Annotated in this window: 17 protein-coding genes; 6 read left to right on the plus strand and 11 right to left on the minus strand. The window is 30.3% G+C overall.

Annotated features, from left to right (window positions below; translation table 11 throughout):
* The first annotated feature begins 9 nt into the window (after positions 1–9).
* On the plus strand, positions 10–3300 hold the full coding sequence (locus BMY86_RS01255) for a LamG-like jellyroll fold domain-containing protein (RefSeq protein ID WP_091464100.1): 3291 nt from the start codon (positions 10–12) through the stop codon (positions 3298–3300).
* 344 nt (positions 3301–3644) lie between these two features.
* Here the strand turns inward: BMY86_RS01255 and BMY86_RS01260 are convergent, their stop codons facing one another.
* The 3 genes from BMY86_RS01260 to BMY86_RS01270 are packed head-to-tail and all read right to left on the minus strand — an operon-like array spanning position 3645 to position 5273.
* The gene (locus tag BMY86_RS01260; protein WP_091464104.1) at positions 3645–4310 is read right to left on the minus strand and encodes a hypothetical protein; all 666 of its coding nucleotides are present in this window, start codon (positions 4308–4310) and stop codon (positions 3645–3647) included.
* Between the two features lie 32 nt (positions 4311–4342).
* Complete coding sequence (locus BMY86_RS01265) at positions 4343–4885, minus strand: YceI family protein (protein WP_091464107.1); 543 nt, start codon at positions 4883–4885, stop codon at positions 4343–4345.
* A 31-nt stretch (positions 4886–4916) separates the two neighbouring features.
* Positions 4917–5273 (minus strand): c-type cytochrome, encoded by a 357-nt coding sequence (locus BMY86_RS01270; protein ID WP_091464111.1) that lies wholly within the window; start codon positions 5271–5273, stop codon positions 4917–4919.
* A 161-nt stretch (positions 5274–5434) separates the two neighbouring features.
* Between BMY86_RS01270 and BMY86_RS01275 the strand changes: the two genes are divergently transcribed.
* The 3 genes from BMY86_RS01275 (at position 5435) to BMY86_RS01285 (ending at position 7700) form a co-directional block, all read left to right on the plus strand.
* Positions 5435–5812 carry an OB-fold protein gene (locus BMY86_RS01275; protein ID WP_091464114.1) on the plus strand — a complete coding sequence of 126 codons (378 nt, stop codon included), beginning with the start codon at positions 5435–5437 and terminating at the stop codon, positions 5810–5812.
* A gap of 5 nt (positions 5813–5817) precedes the next feature.
* Positions 5818–6666 carry a DUF5777 family beta-barrel protein gene (locus BMY86_RS01280; RefSeq protein ID WP_091464117.1) on the plus strand — a complete coding sequence of 283 codons (849 nt, stop codon included), beginning with the start codon at positions 5818–5820 and terminating at the stop codon, positions 6664–6666.
* 77 nt (positions 6667–6743) lie between these two features.
* Positions 6744–7700, plus strand: coding sequence for an ion channel (locus tag BMY86_RS01285; RefSeq protein WP_091464120.1), 957 nt, complete (start codon positions 6744–6746; stop codon positions 7698–7700).
* A gap of 50 nt (positions 7701–7750) precedes the next feature.
* On the opposite strand, the gene BMY86_RS01290 is transcribed toward BMY86_RS01285, so the two are convergent.
* From BMY86_RS01290 to rmuC, 5 genes are all read right to left on the minus strand, one after another.
* Entirely contained in the window at positions 7751–9787 is a 2037-nt protein-coding gene (locus tag BMY86_RS01290; RefSeq protein WP_091464123.1) for an FG-GAP-like repeat-containing protein, read from the minus strand.
* Between the two features lie 28 nt (positions 9788–9815).
* Positions 9816–10952: a hypothetical protein gene (locus BMY86_RS01295; protein WP_091464126.1), complete on the minus strand. Its 1137-nt coding sequence runs from the start codon at positions 10950–10952 to the stop codon at positions 9816–9818.
* A 97-nt stretch (positions 10953–11049) separates the two neighbouring features.
* A complete protein-coding gene (locus BMY86_RS01300) occupies positions 11050–11598 on the minus strand; it encodes an acyl-CoA thioesterase (protein WP_091464129.1) in 549 nt (182 codons plus the stop codon).
* On the minus strand, positions 11598–11957 hold the full coding sequence (locus tag BMY86_RS01305) for a 6-phosphogluconate dehydrogenase (RefSeq protein WP_218141963.1): 360 nt from the start codon (positions 11955–11957) through the stop codon (positions 11598–11600). Before BMY86_RS01305 ends, BMY86_RS01300 begins: the two co-directional genes overlap by 1 nt.
* Positions 11958–11972: 15 nt before the next feature.
* On the minus strand, positions 11973–13304 hold the full coding sequence (rmuC, locus tag BMY86_RS01310; protein ID WP_091464133.1) for a DNA recombination protein RmuC: 1332 nt from the start codon (positions 13302–13304) through the stop codon (positions 11973–11975).
* Positions 13305–13383: 79 nt separating this feature from the next.
* Between rmuC and BMY86_RS01315 the strand changes: the two genes are divergently transcribed.
* Positions 13384–13965 carry a pseudouridine synthase gene (locus tag BMY86_RS01315; RefSeq protein ID WP_091464137.1) on the plus strand — a complete coding sequence of 194 codons (582 nt, stop codon included), beginning with the start codon at positions 13384–13386 and terminating at the stop codon, positions 13963–13965.
* Here BMY86_RS01315 and BMY86_RS01320 read toward each other — a convergent pair.
* The 3 genes from BMY86_RS01320 to BMY86_RS01330 are packed head-to-tail and all read right to left on the minus strand — an operon-like array spanning position 13952 to position 16897.
* Positions 13952–14734 carry an ABC transporter ATP-binding protein gene (locus BMY86_RS01320; protein ID WP_091464141.1) on the minus strand — a complete coding sequence of 261 codons (783 nt, stop codon included), beginning with the start codon at positions 14732–14734 and terminating at the stop codon, positions 13952–13954. The genes BMY86_RS01315 and BMY86_RS01320 overlap by 14 nt on opposite strands.
* A gap of 2 nt (positions 14735–14736) precedes the next feature.
* Positions 14737–15765 (minus strand): iron ABC transporter permease, encoded by a 1029-nt coding sequence (locus BMY86_RS01325; RefSeq protein ID WP_091465545.1) that lies wholly within the window; start codon positions 15763–15765, stop codon positions 14737–14739.
* Between the two features lies 1 nt (position 15766).
* Positions 15767–16897 carry an ABC transporter substrate-binding protein gene (locus BMY86_RS01330; protein ID WP_091464143.1) on the minus strand — a complete coding sequence of 377 codons (1131 nt, stop codon included), beginning with the start codon at positions 16895–16897 and terminating at the stop codon, positions 15767–15769.
* 76 nt (positions 16898–16973) lie between these two features.
* Here BMY86_RS01330 and BMY86_RS01335 point away from each other — a divergent pair, with 76 nt between their 5' ends.
* Positions 16974–17378, plus strand: coding sequence for a DUF5522 domain-containing protein (locus BMY86_RS01335; protein WP_091464146.1), 405 nt, complete (start codon positions 16974–16976; stop codon positions 17376–17378).
* The last annotated feature ends 15 nt before the right edge of the window (positions 17379–17393 follow it).

The following is a 17393-nucleotide window of genomic DNA, read 5'->3' on the forward strand; positions in this document are numbered from 1 at the left end:
CGTATAATTATGAAGCAAAAATTTTACTTATTATTTACCTTGTTTTTAGGCTTACAAGTGAATTCACAATCCAATTCATTTGTTGCCTCAACATGTATTGGGACTACTACAGGCCCACAAAGCAGAATGTATACACCAGCAATTGCAGATTATGATGCTGATAATGATAAAGATATCATTCTTTGTGATGAAACTGGTTCCTATTTTTTGTACACTAATAATGGTTCTAATTCTTTTACTTCAACCAATATTTTCAGTGGTTTGTCTTCATGGACAAAAATTGAATCAAAGGATATTGATAATGATGGAGATGTTGATGTTGTAAGTGTAACAGGTAAAATTTTTATTAATAATGGATCTGCGGTATTTACTCAATTACCAGGTACTTTTTATACTGCAACAGGAGCTATTAGTAATTTTAAAATTGCAGATTTTAATGGTGATGGAAAACAAGATGTTCTTTGGTTAAATGGAACACAAAATTCAGCAACAAATAAAAATCAGCTTTGGATAAATTCAGGAACAACAGGTAATGCTAATTTTACGTTAGCCTCAGAATTTGATAATTTAGGGATTTATGTTAACAATGGTGCTGCAGTTGGGGATATTGATAACGATGGGGATCTTGATTTAACAATTACAGGTACTGGAGGCTGGGTTGGTAAAGTATATAAAAATAATGGTTCTGGTGTTTTTACATCAAGTCAAGCATTTACTACTTATACAGGATTTGGTTTTTTAGTAGATTGGGATAAAGATGGTGATTTAGATTTTTTAGCTTATGATAATTATAACAATTTTGGATTACATTTATGGAAAAATGATGGTACAGGATTATTTGGAACAGTTAGTTCTAGCTCATTAGTAAATTTTGGTGCGAGTAATTTATATTTAGTAGATTTAAATGGTGATACATGGTCAGATATAGTCTATACTAATCTTTTTGATAAAACCACTAGGTATGTTTTAAATTCAGGATGTCAATTAACTAATAATAGTCAAGTGTTATCTACTTCATGGAATGGTGTTGCAATTAGTGATTTTAATAACGATGGCAAACCCGATGTTTTTAATGCTGCAAGAGATGCGCAATCTTGTATTTATTTGAATGATTTAAATGTTCAACCTTATGTAGCAATTACAACTCCGGTAGTTTCTTCTCCACAAAATTATATTGTTGGTCAAAATGCACCATTAACTGCTTCTGGAAATAATTTATTATGGTATACCGCTTCAACTGGTGGAACAGGATCTGGTACAGCTCCAACACCTAATACATCTGCAGTTGGTACAACTTCATATTGGGTTTCCAATACGAATACAAATGGTTGCGAAAGTCAAAGAGTAGAAGTAGTAGTGAATGTAAGTGCCCCTGCTACGCATTTAAATTTTGATGGAACTAATGATTTCGTAAACGTACCGAATAGTAGTTCATTAGCTTTTGGAACAGGAAATTTAACTTTAGAAGCTATGGTAAAAATGAGTGCTGCTCAAGGTGGCTACTCAGGAATTATTACTAAAGCTACTTCATCCGGTTTTGTTGGAATTCAATTTGTAGTGGTTAATAATAAAATTGCATTAGAATTTGGAAACGGAACCATGTTAGGAACTGGTGCTGGATTAATAGGTACTACAAATCTAAACGACAATATTTGGCATCATGTTGCATGTGTGGTGGATAGAGCTAATAATAATATTAAACTTTATGTTGATGGAATTGTAGAAGCGAATGTAACTAATGCTCTTATAGGAACAGCAAACATCACAACTATAACACCTTTATTTATTGGAAAAGAACGTAATTCTAATGAGTTTTTAGAATCGAATATAGACGAAGTACGTATTTGGAATGTGGTAAGAACACCAAATCAAATTAATGGATCTAAAAATTGTGAATTACAAGGTTCAGAACCGGGTTTATTAGCCTATTATAAATTTAATCAAGGTGCAGATGCAGTTAATAATGCAGGTATTACTTCTTTAACAGATGCAACTGCAAATGCGAATAATGGTACTTTAACAAACTTTGCTTTAAATGGTTCAATTTCAAACTGGTTGGCTGGTTCTCCAGTAACAACTGGTTCAATAATTCCATCTGTCCCATCTGTAACTACTCCAGTTGTGTATAATCAAGGGGCATCAGCATCACCATTAACGGCAACTGTAGGTGCAAATGGAACTGGTTTAATTTGGTATACTGTAGCAATTGGTGGAGCAGGTTCTACTACAGCACCAACACCAAGTACAGCAACAGCTGGTTCAACATCGTATTGGGTTGCTTCAACAAATGCTAATGGTTGTGAAAGTGAAAGAGTAGAAATTGAAGTAAATGTTAATGCCGCTGCAACTCATTTAAATTTTGATGGAGTTAATGATAATGTAAATATTGGAACGGCTCTTACTACTTATTTAGGAAGTAGAAGTTTAGTAACTGTAGAAGCATGGATAAAAGTACCAAATGTAACAAATTCAAATGCCAAAACGATATTTTCTAACCATAATGGAGGAGGAGGAACTCAATTGGTTTTCAGAATTAATGGTAGTTCATTAGAGGCTATTTTAGGTTTTGGAACATATGTAGCTACTTCTGCAGCAAATACAATTACTGCTAATACATGGACACATGTTGCGATGGTTTATAATGATAGTTCATTAAAATTATTTGTTAATGGAAATGAAGTTGCTTCAACAGTTGTTGCTTTAAGCTACTCTTTACCGATTTCATCTCAACCTTTTAATATTGGATTAACAGGCTTTTCAGAAATGTTTTCTGGAGATATGGATGAGTTAAGAGTATGGAATTCTGCATTAACACAAGCAGATATTCAAGCTACTATGAATTGTGAAGCACAGGCACAACCTGAATTAATAGCATACTATAAATTCAATCAAGGGTTTAATAATGCAAATAATTCAAGTGTAACTACATTAATTGATGAAACAGGAACTTATAATGGAACTCTAACAAATTTTGCTTTAACAGGAGCTACATCAAATTGGCAATCGGGTTCAACAATTACAACAGGAAACACTTGTACGGTTTTATCGGCTTCTGATTTTGATTTGACTAGTAAAATTAAATTATATCCGAATCCAACTTCAAATGTATTGTATTTAGAAATTGCTGATTTATCAAATGTAAATGTTGAATTAATCGATTTAAATGGAAGAGTTTTAATGAATCAATCTTTAAATGCAACTACAAATACGATTGATTTATCGAGCTTTAATACAGCTATATATTTATTAAAAGTATCTTCAAATGAAGGGACTTCAAACTTTAAAATAGTGAAAAATTAATTTTCAGTAATTATTTTGTTTTAATTTTTAGTACTTAATTAAGTCCCTCTTTGGAGGGACTTTTAATTATTTACCATTCGCATACAGAAAAGTGTAGTTCGCAACAATTTCATAAAAGAATAAAAGCGATAACTTATATTTGGTAGTGTATGAAAGTTATTTTTAAAGTTATAACATTGCTTTAAGAAAATAAATTTTTTGTGCTGTTAATCTAAAAAAGCAATTTTTTTCATTCATAAAGTTTAGTTAATATTCAAAACTTTAAAAAATGATGTTTGGTGTTTAATTGTTTAAAAAAAATCCCAATTGAAAAATTGGGATTTTTTATTTTATGTAGTCGGAATTTAAAACCCGCCTCCTAATTCTTCTTGTAATTCAGCTTGTGTTACTTTTTTATATCCTTCTGGAATTACGAAAGTATTTTCAGATATCGTTTTATTAAATTCTGTTGCTTTTAAAATTACTTGACTTTCACCTTCACCTGCTTCAATTTCCAATGGAAAACCAGCAAGAACTACTTTGTCATCTGCGTTAGTTTGAGGTGCAATGGCTTCAGTAATGTAAAATTTACTTTTTTCACCACTAGTCATAGTTACAACAGCTTTATAACATTTGTATCCTAAAATTTCCTTTTTGTCTTTTTTGTCATAAGTAACAGATACTGCATCTTTCATAGAACCAACATCATTTTTGCTTAAACCTTCTGCATCAGCATCAGTTATATGATATTTTTTACCCATAACTTCCATTAACATAACAGTGTTTTTAGTATCTTTTTTGTCAGCTGTAATTGTTTTCATAGACATCATTCCACCCATCATATTCATTTGAGTAGCTACAGATTTTTCATTAAATGAAATTTTGATTGTATTAGAACCCAAAGCTGAAACATCTTCGTTACCTGGCATAGTCATTTCATAAGTTACTGCTCCAGTTTTTAAATTTTGTGCAAAAAATTGTGCACTAAAAAGTAATGTTGCAATAAATGCAAATTGTTTTAAGTTTTTCATAAATAGTTTTTAAATTGTTTTGAGATAAGTCGTTATTTTAATAAAAAGTTACAATCTACATCAACTTTTTTGGCAACTTTTTTAGCAACAACACTTGGAATTTCAATTCCGAAATCGGAAACATTTACAGAGAATGAAGTTTTAAGTTCAATATCGTTTCCTGATTTATTAATTTTTGCAATACTTACAATGTCTTTCGACTTTCCATGTAACTCCAATTTACCTTTAATGGTATAATCTTTAGTAGTTGTTGTTAATTTAGAAACATCAAAGTTTTCAATTTTTCCTTTAAATGTAGCTTTTGGATATTTAGAACTTTCCATATAATTTTCATTAAAATGCTCTTCCATTAAGGCTACTTTAAATCGAAATCCTTTCATTAAAGCTAATGCTGCAATTTCACCGTTAGTTGTATTTAAAACACAAGTTACAGCATCATTTTTACCTTTTACTTCTTCAAACGAAGGTACTGAAGCTTCAAAAGTAATAGATCCTGTTTTAGTAAGTTTTTTAGCTTCGTCTTTAGTGAAACTTAAGCAGAACAGTACAAGTATTGCTAAAATTAAATTTTTCATTTTGAGTCTTTTTTATGTTGTAAATCAAATACTATTCCAAATATCCACTATTTTTCCAATCAACAATTTTATCAATTGAATTTTGAGGCAATCTTGGTCCACCAAAAGGCATTAAACCCGGAGCGCCATCAGGACGTGAAATTTTTCCTATAAGATTTCTATTAATTATAGCTTCTTTTACAGCTTCTAACGAAGTTAAGGGCATTGGTGCACCAAATTGAGGAACATTAGCATGACATGAAATACAATTGTTGTCTATTATTGGTTTTACATCTGTAGCAAATTTTGTATTGCCTAAAACTAATGGGTCCGTTAAATCCTCCTCAGAATGATTAGTACAACTCGTAATTGTAAGTATTGGAATAATTATGAAAGCTAATTTTCTCATATTGTCAATTTATTATTTAAATAAATGAATTATTTTAAGTAAAAGTATGAAAAAATAATTAAATTTGAAATAAAAAACTTATAAAGTGGGTTTGATACTTGCTTGTTTAATATAAGTATCAGCAAGTAATTTTCTTTTATAAGGATTTAAAAAAAAGTAGTATGAAAAAGAAACTTTTGATTTTAGTTGTACTAATTATTGGAATGTATTTCGGTTATAGATATTTGTATCACGAACATAGAGATATTGCAAAAGAAGAAGCTGCATTTGCTTTAAAAGTGCCTGCTCTATTAAAAGAGTTTGAAGTAGATGAAACCAAAGCAAACACTAAATATTTAGATAAACCAGTTTTAATTTCTGGGAAAGTTACAAGTGTAGACGTTCCAAGTAAAACCATTGTAATTGATAAAAAATTATTAGCCATATTAGTAAAAGATACTAAAGTTGAGGTTAATACAGAAATTTCAATTCAAGGCAGGTTAATAGGTTACGATAATTTATTAGGTGAAATAAAATTAGATCAATCAACTATAAAATAAATATTATGATCAAGAAAATTACATTCTTATTTTGTATGGTTCCATTTTTTATGGCCGCTCAAGATGATTTATTAAAAGAGATTGATTCAACTTCTTCTAATGAAATTATTACTTCAGCTTATAAATCGTTGAAAATTGTTAATTTAGAATCTACTAAATTGGCAGCGAAAAAAGATTTGTATTTTGTGGTTTCTCATAGATTTGGATATGTTGAAAATGGTTTTGAAGATTTTTTCGGATTAGATAATGCCAATACTCGTTTGCAGTTTGTTTATGGTATTTCAGATAAATTTAATGTCCAAGTTTCAAGAGATGGATTTCAAAAAGCTTATGAATTTGCAGCTAAATATCAATTAGTAAATCAAAAAACATCGGGTTCACCATTTGAAATTGTTGGTTTTAATAGTATTGCAATTAATTCAGAATTAGATAAAGTATTATTGCCAAAGCTTAAATTTGAAGATCGTATTTCGTATGTAACACAAGTTTTAGTTTCGAGAAAATTTAATGAAAATTTATCTATGGAATTAGCACCAACTTATTTCCATGAAAATTATGTGTATTTTAATGAACAAGATAACAGTCAGTTTGCTTTAGGATTAGGTGGTCGATATAAATTCACTAAACGTTGGTCATTTAATGTAGATTATGCAGCACATTTAAATAGAGCCGCTAATTCACCTTTTAAAAATCCACTTTCTATTGGTTTTGATTTAGAAACTGGAGGACATGTTTTCCAAATGCATTTTACAAACTCTCAAGGAATGCATGAGTCGGGTTATCTTGGCAATACAGTAGGAGATTGGGGTAAAGGGCAAATTTCTTTCGGATTTAATTTAATTCGTGTTTTTTAAAATTCATGAAAGTGTTGTTGAATAATTATTAAAATTATAATTTTACATAGTCCCACTTAATTGGGACTTTTTTATTTATGGGATTACTGAAAAAATTAAATAAAAGAGCAAAGACTGAATCTAATACTGGTTTTGGAACAAATGCAAGTAATTATGGTGGAAGGTTTCTAAATAGAAATGGAAATCCGAATATCCATAAAGTTGGTGTAGGTTTTTTTGAAAGTATAAGTTGGTATCATATTATGCTTAAAATTCCACGTTGGAAGTTTTTCTTTATCATCTTACTGTTTTATTTTATTGTAAATTTAGTTTTTGCAACGATTTACTTTGCTGTTGGAGTAGAAAATTTAAGAGGAATTGATGCCGTTACTAAAGTAGATCAATTTGGACAAGCATTCTTTTTTAGTATACAAACTTTAACTACAGTAGGGTATGGGCATGTTAGTCCGAGTGGTTTTGTAACCAGTTTAGTGGCTTCAGTAGAAGCATTGTTAGGGTTGTTAAGTTTTGCAATAGCCACAGGTTTATTTTATGGTAGATTTAGTAAACCTAAAGCATTTTTAAAATTTTCAGATAATGCTTTAATTGCTCCTTATCAAAATGGAAAAGCCTTAATGCTGCGTTTTGCACCCTATAAAAATACAGTATTAACAGATGCAGAAGCAAGGATAACATTGGGTATCGCTACTGAAGAAAATGGTGTTACTTCTAATAAGTTTTATAACTTAAATTTAGAATTGGAAAAAATTAATATGCTAACGTTAAGTTGGACATTAGTTCATCCAATTACTGAAGATAGTCCGTTGTTTGTTTTAAATGAAGAAGATTTAAAAACTACCAGTGGTGAAATTATAGTTTTTATTAAAGCCTTTGATGATATGTTTAGCACTACAGTTGTAAGAAGAACTTCTTATACATTTGATGAAATAATCTATGGCGCAAAATTTCTTCCTATGTTTTCTAAAAATGAAAACAATACAAAAACAGTTTTACATCTAGAAGATTTGAACGCTTTTGAAAAAGTTAATTTATAAAAAAAAGGTTGTCGTAATTGACAACCTTTTTTCCTTTTGTTTGGTTAGAATTATTTCTTAATGAAGTTTTCAGCAAATTTCTTTCCATCTTTTGTTTGAATGCTTAGAATGTACATTCCTTCACTTAAGTTTGACACATTGATTTCATTATAATTAGTTGAAATCTTTTTTACTATTTTTCCTGTTGCATCTATGATTGAAATAGATTCGATATTTAATTTGTCAACATTTGTAATATGTAACATGTTTGAAGTTGGATTTGGATATAATCTGATTTGATCTTCACCAATTTCAGCTAAACTTAATGGGAAATTACCTTCAATAACATGTACCGTTTGGTTGATGTTCGGATTGTTAATTACATCTACAGTTCCTGAAGGCCAAATAATTTTAATTTGAGTGATAGCTGTTGCTGTTCCAATTCCGAAATGAGTATTTAAAGTACTCATATATTCAAATCCTTCACCACTTCTAACATCTCTAATTTGTTTACCCCAAGCTCCGTATATTTCAACACGAGCACCAATTCCGTTTTTATTACTTTGTACACCTTGCATCGTAATTTTTACCCAATTATTAGCATTTGGAATGGCATAACGAATTGTATTTCCATTTGCAATATCTAAAAAGCCGTCATTGTTTAAATCGCCAATAGATCCCACTCCAAATGTATATGCTGAAGCTGCAAATGTACCATTACCTTGGTTGAACATGATTTTATTTCCACCACCCATTACATCAATAAATCCATTATTGTCAAAATCATAAGCGATATAATCTCTATTTATTGATGTATCAGTATCCCATCCAGAACCTGCAGTAATGTTAGTAAAAGGTTCTTCAACACTATTAGAAGTATCTAAATTATTTCTAAAATACATATGTCCGCTACTTCCATTTGCACCTACCAAAATATCCATATCGCCATCATTGTCAAAATCAGCAATGGCAGAAGACCATGATTGTACTGGTGTTGTATTAATTTGTGCTATTGCAGAAATATCAGTAAAAACACCATTTCCATCATTTCTATGTAATTCACATGGAGGTCCAGAACATTTAGAAATAAACATATCTGAATCTCCGTCATTATCATAATCAGTCCATAATGAAGCATAATTTCCTCCATTAGATAATGTTCCTAAATTATAAGAACCAGGTTGTCCAGATTGATGATGTACTAATGTGTTTGTTCCGCTATTTAAATAATACACATTTGGGGCAATATCGTGACATGAAAATATATCTAAATTTCCATCATCATTAATATCAATAAAATTGGTTCTTTGACAAAAGATATAATCAGTAGGATTAACATTTGTATAGGCTGTTCCAGTGCTATTTGAATGCCATAATGCTAAACCGCTTCCACTTCCTAAAACGATATCATTAAAGCCATCTTTGTTGAAATCACCAGCAGCAATACTCCAATCTGGCATATCACTTGCTCCAGCTACTGTAAATACATAAGGCGTTAAAGTTCCGCCTAATCCTTGTTGATGAATTTTTAATGTATTTGCACTAACTCCTACAATATCATCTTTATAGTCGCCATTCATATCAACAACACAAATATTATATGTACTGTTAATTGTTGAAACCGTTTGGCTAGTATAACTAATTGGTGTTGGAGGAGGAGGAGTATATGTTCCTTCCGTTAATTGGAAAGTAAATCCTAAAGATGACCATCTGTTATCCCATGCAATATAATAAGGAGTTCCTGCAAATGCAGTAAAAGATCCTACAGATGAATAGTTTGCTCCAGAATCATCATCACCACCAACACAAGTTAGTGTACCACATGTTCCAGAATATACATGGAAACGCGTATCTATTTTTGGATTGTTTTGAGCAATGTTTGAAGAAACAGTTACTGTATACGTTTGAGATGGAGTATAAATATACCACTCACCAGCTGTAGCTCCTGTACCATTTTGTGCACAAATTGGGTTTGGTACTTGTGTGCCATTAACGGCGGTAACAACATGTAATCCTGCGGTTATAGGAACAGCAGTTAAACAAGTATCTTGTGCATTTACATTTAAGCAAATTGCTACAAGAGAAAGTAATGAGTAAATTTTTTTCATTATTTAAAGTTTTAGTAGTTGGTTTGTATTAATTACAAGGTGTTAATGAATTTATCCATTGTTCCATTAAGGCAATTCCTTCTTGATGGATGATAGTTCTTCCGTGTAAAGGCATTCTATATGTTTCATTATCCGTATTTAATCGGTAATACATCATAGATCGATTAATGTTTCCTGGTGTTACAATTTTACTTAATGCTGGTGGAAAGTTTTGCATATCCTGAGTACTAACACAAACTCCCATGTTTGCTAATCCGTTCGCACTTCCTGTTTCTGTAAATGAATAACGCATAGGTCTATAATCACAATGTCTGCCTTCTGTATGACAATGTGCACAATTTATATCAACATACGATCTCGCTCTTAAATGCAAAGATTTTGAAGTGTCGTTATAATCAATTGTGGTATTTGCTTCGGTTGGTAAGGTAAAATTATTCTCTAAATAACCTTGTTCAATCCATTTAGTTAATTGATTTTGAGAAACATTTCCGTAAGTATAATTGAAATTTAAATTTTGAGGTTTAATTCCGATAGGAATGTGAACAACTTGTTCAACATTATTGATGATTTCTTTCTTTTTATGACAAGTAATACATTGAACTTCAGAAGGTATTCTGTAATTAGCAGTTTGAATTACATTATTGTCGTCTTTCCAAGAAATGTTTGTGTAACTACCGTTTAAATCTAAAAAAGCTTCAGTTTGTTCTGTATTCCAAACATAATTTGCAAAAATCCAACCTGTTGATTTTCTTATCATGATTCTAGTTTCAATAATTCTAGTATCATTATTTGGTTGCACATTATCGTAATAAAAAGTTTTAATTAATGCCGCTCCAACAGGTAGTTCTAAAACATTGCCGTCACCATTATAGGTTCCTTTAAGTCCAATTGGCATCCAAATGAATCTTTTTTTATGTGCATAATCACTAAAAAGGGAACTAGCAGGTTTGTAAGGAATTACATTTAAAGAAGGTAACTGATTTTTCATATCTCCTTCAAAAAAATGATAATCCGATAATTTTGGATAAGGTACTTGTGTTAAATCTACCGTTACAGGCGATGTTGGAATAGGAGTGTATTCACTATTTTCTTCACCATTACAAGATGAAAGTAGTACGATTAATAGGCTTAATAAAAATAGAAATGAGAGTAATTTTTTATGCATTTGTTGTTATTTTTTACTAAAATAATAAAAAAATATTAACAAAAACAGTAATAATTGTGATAATTATTTAAAATTTAAGTTTTATGTTATAAAAACGTTATTTATTAAGGTTTAAGATGATGTTATAATTTTGAAGATTTTCTAACGCTTCAGGTGAAGAATAATCTAAAGTAATTTCATCTTGTAGTGATTGTTTTTTTTGAGAAATTCGATTTACACTTTCGTAAAAACGTCTAACTTCATCTAAATTGGATAAAATTAATTTAGGAACTTGAACATTTTTACCTTTTTCATTTTTAGCAACCATAGTAAAATAACTCGAATTGGTGTGTTTTACTTTACCTGTTTGAATATTTTGTGAAGTAACACGAATTCCAACAACCATAGAACTGGTTCCGACATAATTTACACTTGCTTTTAATGTCACCAATTCACCGATTTCTACAGGATTTAAAAAGTTTACGGTGTCAACGGATGCTGTAACACAATAACTTCCACAATATTTAGAAGCACATGCAAATGCAATTTGATCCATCAAACTTAATAAATAACCACCATGAATTTTACCACTAAAGTTACTATGTGAAGGTAACATTAATTCTGATAAAGTTATTTTTGAAGCGGAAACGGTATTGGAATTGTTCATTATTTACTTTCTGGAATTACACTAATAACATAATACGTAGTATCGCCCCACCATGGAAACGTACGAAGTTTTTGATTGTATTCTATTTTTACGTATTTACCTTGATATTTCTTTAAATCTTCAATCAATTGTGTTTCATTTCTTAAAACTGAAAACTGAAATAATTGTGTACTCATGGCACCTTGACTCATTTCCCCTTCCCAAGTTTTAAAAACATAACCTTTTTCACCAAATTTAGTTAATACACCACTTCTAACGGATTTACTATAATTGAAAGTATAGCAAAAAGCAATATAAGCAGTAGTTCCTAATGTGATGAATAAAATTAAATAGACTAAAATTTTTCTTCCTAAATTCATAACGTTTTAGTTTGATTAGAGTAATTCCTCGGTATTTTCAGCTCTTTTTAATAGGGCTTCTGGTAAGGCTTTTTTGGCTTTTGCACCCATTTTTTTCAATTTTTCTGCACTTGTAACTAAGTTTCCTTTTCCTTCTGTTAACTTATTCATAGCAGAAGAATATTCCACTTTTGCTTCATCCATTTTCTTTCCAATCTTAATTAAATCGGAAACAAAACCTTCAAATTTATCATATAAAGCACCAGCTTGTCTTGCAATTTCAATAGCGTTTTCTTGTTGCTTCTGATTGGTCCACATACTATCAATGGTGCGTAAAGTTGCCAAAAGAGTAGAAGGTGTAACAATTACAATATTTTTTTCAAATGCTTTGTTGTATAAACTGGCATCTTCTTGTAAGGCTAAAGCAAACGCTGGCTCAATTGGAATAAATAACAACACAAAATCCGGACTTTCCATTTGGTAGATGTCTTGATAACGTTTGTCGCTCAATTGTTCAACGTGTCGTTTTACAGAATTAACATGTTCTTTTAAATAAGTGTTTCGCAAATTATCATCTTCTTCATTTACATATTTTTCATATGCAGTTAATGAAACTTTACTATCTACAACCATCTTTTTTCCATCAGGTAAATTAATGATTACGTCAGGTAAAATTCTTGTTCCATCTTCAGAAGTAAACGATTGTTGCACTTCGTATTCGCGACCTTTTTCTAATCCCGATTTTTCTAATACGCGTTCTAAAACCAATTCACCCCAATTTCCTTGCATTTTGCTATCACCTTTTAAGGCTTTTGTAAGGTTAATGGTTTCTTTACTCATTTGCTCATTCATTTCTCGTAAGCCAAGTATTTGCTGACGTAATGCGGCATGGTAATCGATACTTTCTTTATGAGTGTCTTCAACTTTTTTCTCAAAATGCTGAATTTTATCTTGTAATGGCGATAATATATTTTTTAAATTCTCTTTATTTTGTTCGGTGAATTTCTGTGTTTTTTCATCCAGAATTTTATTCGCTAAGTTTTCAAATTCTTTAGTGAATTTCTCTTGTAAATTGGTTAATTCCTCTTTTTGTTCTTTGGTGCGTTCCAATAAATTATCGAAATCATTTTCCTTTTTCGCTAATAAAATGGCAAATTCTTCTTTTTCAGCTTGTAACTTTTGTTTTTCGTTTTGTAAGTTTTGAAAAGAATTTTTTAATTCTGAAAGTTGAATATTTTGTGAAGTTAATTGTCCGTCTAAATTGCTTTTTTCAGCATTAGATTGTGTTTTTGAAAGCAGTTTGCCAATATAAAAACCAATGGCTAACGATACTAAAATGGCGAATACTAAGATAATTGATGTGTTCATTTTTGGGATAAATTTTATAAAAAGTAAAAATAAAGAATATTAATTAAACTAAATATTTTTTTAAAACTATTTTTGCAACATGAAGGTACACCAGCATTTTATTTTACACAAACCACACGGATACATTAGTCAGTTTATTTACGAATTGAAACGTAATAAGCGAAAACTAGGAGAATTATATGATTTTCCGGAAGGAACTATGGCAATTGGTCGTTTGGATGAAGATTCTGAAGGGTTGTTATTACTTACTACAGATGGCATGATGAGCGAATTAGTTCGAAGTAAAAAAGTAGAAAAAGAATATTTTGCACAAGTTGATGGAGTTATTACAGAAGAAGCTGTTGAACAACTAAAAAATGGTGTAGAAATCGGACTTCATGGTAAAAAATACAAAACGAAAAAGTGTCAAGCGAAACGAATTGCAACTCCAAATTTAGAAGCAGGTAGAAGAATAAGAAACGAACGTCACGGACCAACAAGTTGGGTTTCTATAACCTTAACAGAAGGAAAATTTCGTCAAGTGCGAAAAATGACATCAGCGGTTGGTTTTCCAACGTTACGTTTAGTTCGTATTCGTATAGGAAATATCGAATTAGGTGATTTAAAAGCTGGTGAAGTAAAAGAAATTTTTAAGGAAGATTTTGATACTATTTCACAATAAACTTACCATATTGTTTGTCAAAAACAATATTTTCATCTTTAAATAACGAATCAAAAACACCTTTTTCAATTAAATTACAAGGTTGATCTTGAATGCAAAATTCTTCAGTCATCACAATCATTTCATCACTCAATTGAATTGCTAAATCAATATCGTGTGTCGAAAATAAAATACATTTATTGTTTTCGTTAGCCAATTTCTTCAATAATTTAAAAACTGCCACTTTATGAAATAAGTCTAAATGTGTAGTCGGTTCATCTAAAATGATCAAAGGCGTGTCTTGTGCTAAAGCTCTTGCAATCATAACTTTTTGCAATTGTCCGTCACTAATTTCACTGTATTTTTTAAATTGCAAATGATTAATATTTGTAATATTTATGGCGTTTTGAATATGATTTAAGTCGTTTTCAGTTAAATTTCCTATCCAATTGGTGTAAGGATGTCTGCCTAAGGCAATTAATTCTGAAACAGTTAAATTACTCGCTGGTAATTTTTCAGTAGTAACGATACTTAAATATTGAGCTAAAGATTCTGGCGTATAAGTAGCAATTTTATTATCAGAAAGATATACTTCGCCAGACAAAGCAGGGATTATAGAAGTTATTGTTTTTAATAAGGTAGATTTTCCAATACCATTTCCACCAATTAAAGTAATTAATTTACCAGCTTCTAATTCTAAATTAATATTTGAAGCTATGTCGATTTTACTTTTTTTAGAAGTGTATCCGATGTTTAGATTTTCTGTTTTTAAAATTGCTTTTGTAATCATAACTATCGAATTCCTTTCTTTCTAATAATTAACCAAATTACCACTGGAGCACCTAAAATTGAAGTTACAGCATTAATGGGAATAGTAAACGATTGACCAGGCATTTGAGAAATCAAATCGCAAACCAACATGGTTATGGCTCCCAAAAATAGAGTTGCCATAAATAAAATTTTATGGTTGCTTGTTTGAAAAATTAATTTCGACATATGTGGAATGGCTAATCCTACAAATGCAATTGGTCCAACAAAAGCTGTAATGGTTCCGGCTAAAATACTTGTAGCCAAAATACTAATGTTTCGTGTTTTTTTAATTGATATTCCTAAGCTTCTTGCATAATTTTCACCTAATAATAATCCGTCTAAAGGTTTTATAATAGTAAAACTGATAAGCAATCCAACTAAAACAACTATTGTTAACAATGCAACTTGATTTTTATTTAAATTGCCTAAACTTCCTAACGTCCAAAATGTAAATTTTTGCAATTTTTCGGCACTTGAAAAAGTAGTTAAAACATTAATTATTGCACTAGTTAAACTGCTAAACATTAATCCGACAATCAAAATAGACATCGTATCTTTTAATTTTGAAGCTACAAAGAAAACGAGTATTAAAACGAGTAAACTTCCAAAGAAAGCTCCAAATAAAATTCCGTAATCATTAACTAAAAAGTCGGCAATGAAGCTTGGTAATAAGAAAGAACCCATAATTACAATGGCTACACCTAAACTGGCACCAGAACTTAATCCTAAAACATATGGTCCCGCTAAAGGATTTCTAAAAAGCGTTTGCATAATTAAACCTGATATACTTAATCCAACACCGGTTAAAATGGCTACTAAGGCTTTTGGTAATCGGTAGTCTAAAACAATATACAGCCAAGTGCTTTTTTCATGACTTTGAGTGGCCAAAATTTTACAAACATCACTAAATGGAATCATCACATTTCCAAATGCTAAATTGCAAATAAATGCCAATACTAGAACGGAAAATAATGTTAGATACAGTTTGTTATTTTTATCAGATGTACTCAAGTTATTTAATTTTGGTTGCAAATGTAAATTCGTAATCTTTCATCAATTCTGGATGAAATATTTTTATGAAATCTTTTAATACTAAATCAGGTCGAGATGGACTTTTCTCATAATAAACAACTCCGCCAGTTTTACCTTTTATAACTTCAAAACTATAAACTTCACCTTTTTTATAGGCTTCAAATGCTGCATAATTCGGATTAATTTTCTTCATGTCTTCTAACGAATCAAAACTACTGGTAATCCATTTGTTGGCTAAATGAGCAGTTTCTAAAACTTTTTCAAAACTTAATGGTGTGCTTCCAGTTCCTTTGGTATCTTTCCATAAATAATCGCCTTTAGCATCTTTTAAATAATAAGCTAACCAGCTATTTCCATTCGGTACAAACCATTGATCTTGATATAATGATCCTAATAAAACAGTTGGTTGATTTTTTTGGTTTTGAACTAAAGATAAAGCTTCATTGTAATTTTTTTCTATCGAAGTAAAGATTTCATTTGCTTCTTTTTCTTTTCCAAATAGAGCGCCATATAATTTAATCCATTCAGCTTTTCCAAGTGGCGTTTGTTCCATCCAATCTGCTTGTATAACTATTTTAATTCCGTTTTGTTCTAAGTTTTTTAAGGTCGGATTTACATTATCTACACAAAAAGAAACTAACACATCTGGGTTTAATTCTATAGTTTTTTCAATATTTAATCTCTCATTTTTACCAAGTTCAGTAATTTTTCCATTATCAATTAATGCTCTTGTTTTTTCTGAAGAAATTAAATTAGTGTCCGGAAATCCTACTAATTTATCTTCAATGCCTAATTGTTCTAAAAAAGGAATTATTGTTGTTGAGGTTACAACTGAACTTTTTACAGGTACATCAATTACAGGAAAATTAGAATAAGTGCTTGGAATCTGACTATTGTTTTTTCTTAAAACATAGGTAAAAGTCTCTTTAGAATCTGGCCATGCATTTGATACTTTAACTATAGTGAAATCTTTTCCTTCTTCAATTGATAAACTTTTAGCATATTTAATGTTGTTTTTTGTAAGTGTAACTTCTTGAGAAGAAGTCTTTTCTTTACAATTGAATAAGAAAAATGATAAAAAAGTAAAAATAAATAAGTAAAAGTGTCTCATTGTCGTTGTTTTTGCAAATGTATAAAAAAAATGAGGGTATAATTTTGGAAATTCGCAAAAATAGTATCTTTACAAAGTGAACAACATACGACAAAAATACTGCTCAGTTTGTAACGAACCTTTTGGATGTGGAAATGAATCCGAAACGAAAAGGTGTTGGTGCAACGATTTACCTCCGATTTTTACTTTAGATGGTATTTCCGATTGTTTATGTCCAACTTGTTTGAAAGTGGCAACAATTGACAAAATTGAAGAATATGTTTCAACAATTACTCCAGAAAATGCTTTAGACAATAAAGCTAAAGATTTGCCAAAAACAACTCATTTCATTGAGAATATCGATTATTATATTGAAGATGGTAAGTATGTTTTTACAAAATGGTTTCATTTGAAAAGAGGAACTTGTTGCGGTAACGGATGCAGACATTGTCCGTATATTGATTTAAGTAAAAAGAGCCAAGTAAAAAGTAAAATAACTTGATATTTGAAATTGACA

Source organism: Flavobacterium urocaniciphilum, assembly GCF_900110615.1.
GTDB lineage: Bacteria > Bacteroidota > Bacteroidia > Flavobacteriales > Flavobacteriaceae > Flavobacterium > Flavobacterium urocaniciphilum.

Excerpts from the sequence above, each read along its gene's own strand:
- BMY86_RS01255 (WP_091464100.1), top strand. The coding sequence starts at position 10 with ATGAAGCAAAAATTTTACTTATTATTTACCTTGTTTTTAGGCTTACAA.
- BMY86_RS01260 (WP_091464104.1), bottom strand. The coding sequence starts at position 4,310 with ATGAAAAACTTAAAACAATTTGCATTTATTGCAACATTACTTTTTAGT.
- BMY86_RS01265 (WP_091464107.1), bottom strand. The coding sequence starts at position 4,885 with ATGAAAAATTTAATTTTAGCAATACTTGTACTGTTCTGCTTAAGTTTC.
- BMY86_RS01270 (WP_091464111.1), bottom strand. The coding sequence starts at position 5,273 with ATGAGAAAATTAGCTTTCATAATTATTCCAATACTTACAATTACGAGT.
- BMY86_RS01275 (WP_091464114.1), top strand. The coding sequence starts at position 5,435 with ATGAAAAAGAAACTTTTGATTTTAGTTGTACTAATTATTGGAATGTAT.
- BMY86_RS01280 (WP_091464117.1), top strand. The coding sequence starts at position 5,818 with ATGATCAAGAAAATTACATTCTTATTTTGTATGGTTCCATTTTTTATG.
- BMY86_RS01285 (WP_091464120.1), top strand. The coding sequence starts at position 6,744 with ATGGGATTACTGAAAAAATTAAATAAAAGAGCAAAGACTGAATCTAAT.
- BMY86_RS01290 (WP_091464123.1), bottom strand. The coding sequence starts at position 9,787 with ATGAAAAAAATTTACTCATTACTTTCTCTTGTAGCAATTTGCTTAAAT.
- BMY86_RS01295 (WP_091464126.1), bottom strand. The coding sequence starts at position 10,952 with ATGCATAAAAAATTACTCTCATTTCTATTTTTATTAAGCCTATTAATC.
- BMY86_RS01300 (WP_091464129.1), bottom strand. The coding sequence starts at position 11,598 with ATGAACAATTCCAATACCGTTTCCGCTTCAAAAATAACTTTATCAGAA.
- BMY86_RS01305 (WP_218141963.1), bottom strand. The coding sequence starts at position 11,957 with ATGAATTTAGGAAGAAAAATTTTAGTCTATTTAATTTTATTCATCACA.
- rmuC (WP_091464133.1), bottom strand. The coding sequence starts at position 13,304 with ATGAACACATCAATTATCTTAGTATTCGCCATTTTAGTATCGTTAGCC.
- BMY86_RS01315 (WP_091464137.1), top strand. The coding sequence starts at position 13,384 with ATGAAGGTACACCAGCATTTTATTTTACACAAACCACACGGATACATT.
- BMY86_RS01320 (WP_091464141.1), bottom strand. The coding sequence starts at position 14,734 with ATGATTACAAAAGCAATTTTAAAAACAGAAAATCTAAACATCGGATAC.
- BMY86_RS01330 (WP_091464143.1), bottom strand. The coding sequence starts at position 16,897 with ATGAGACACTTTTACTTATTTATTTTTACTTTTTTATCATTTTTCTTA.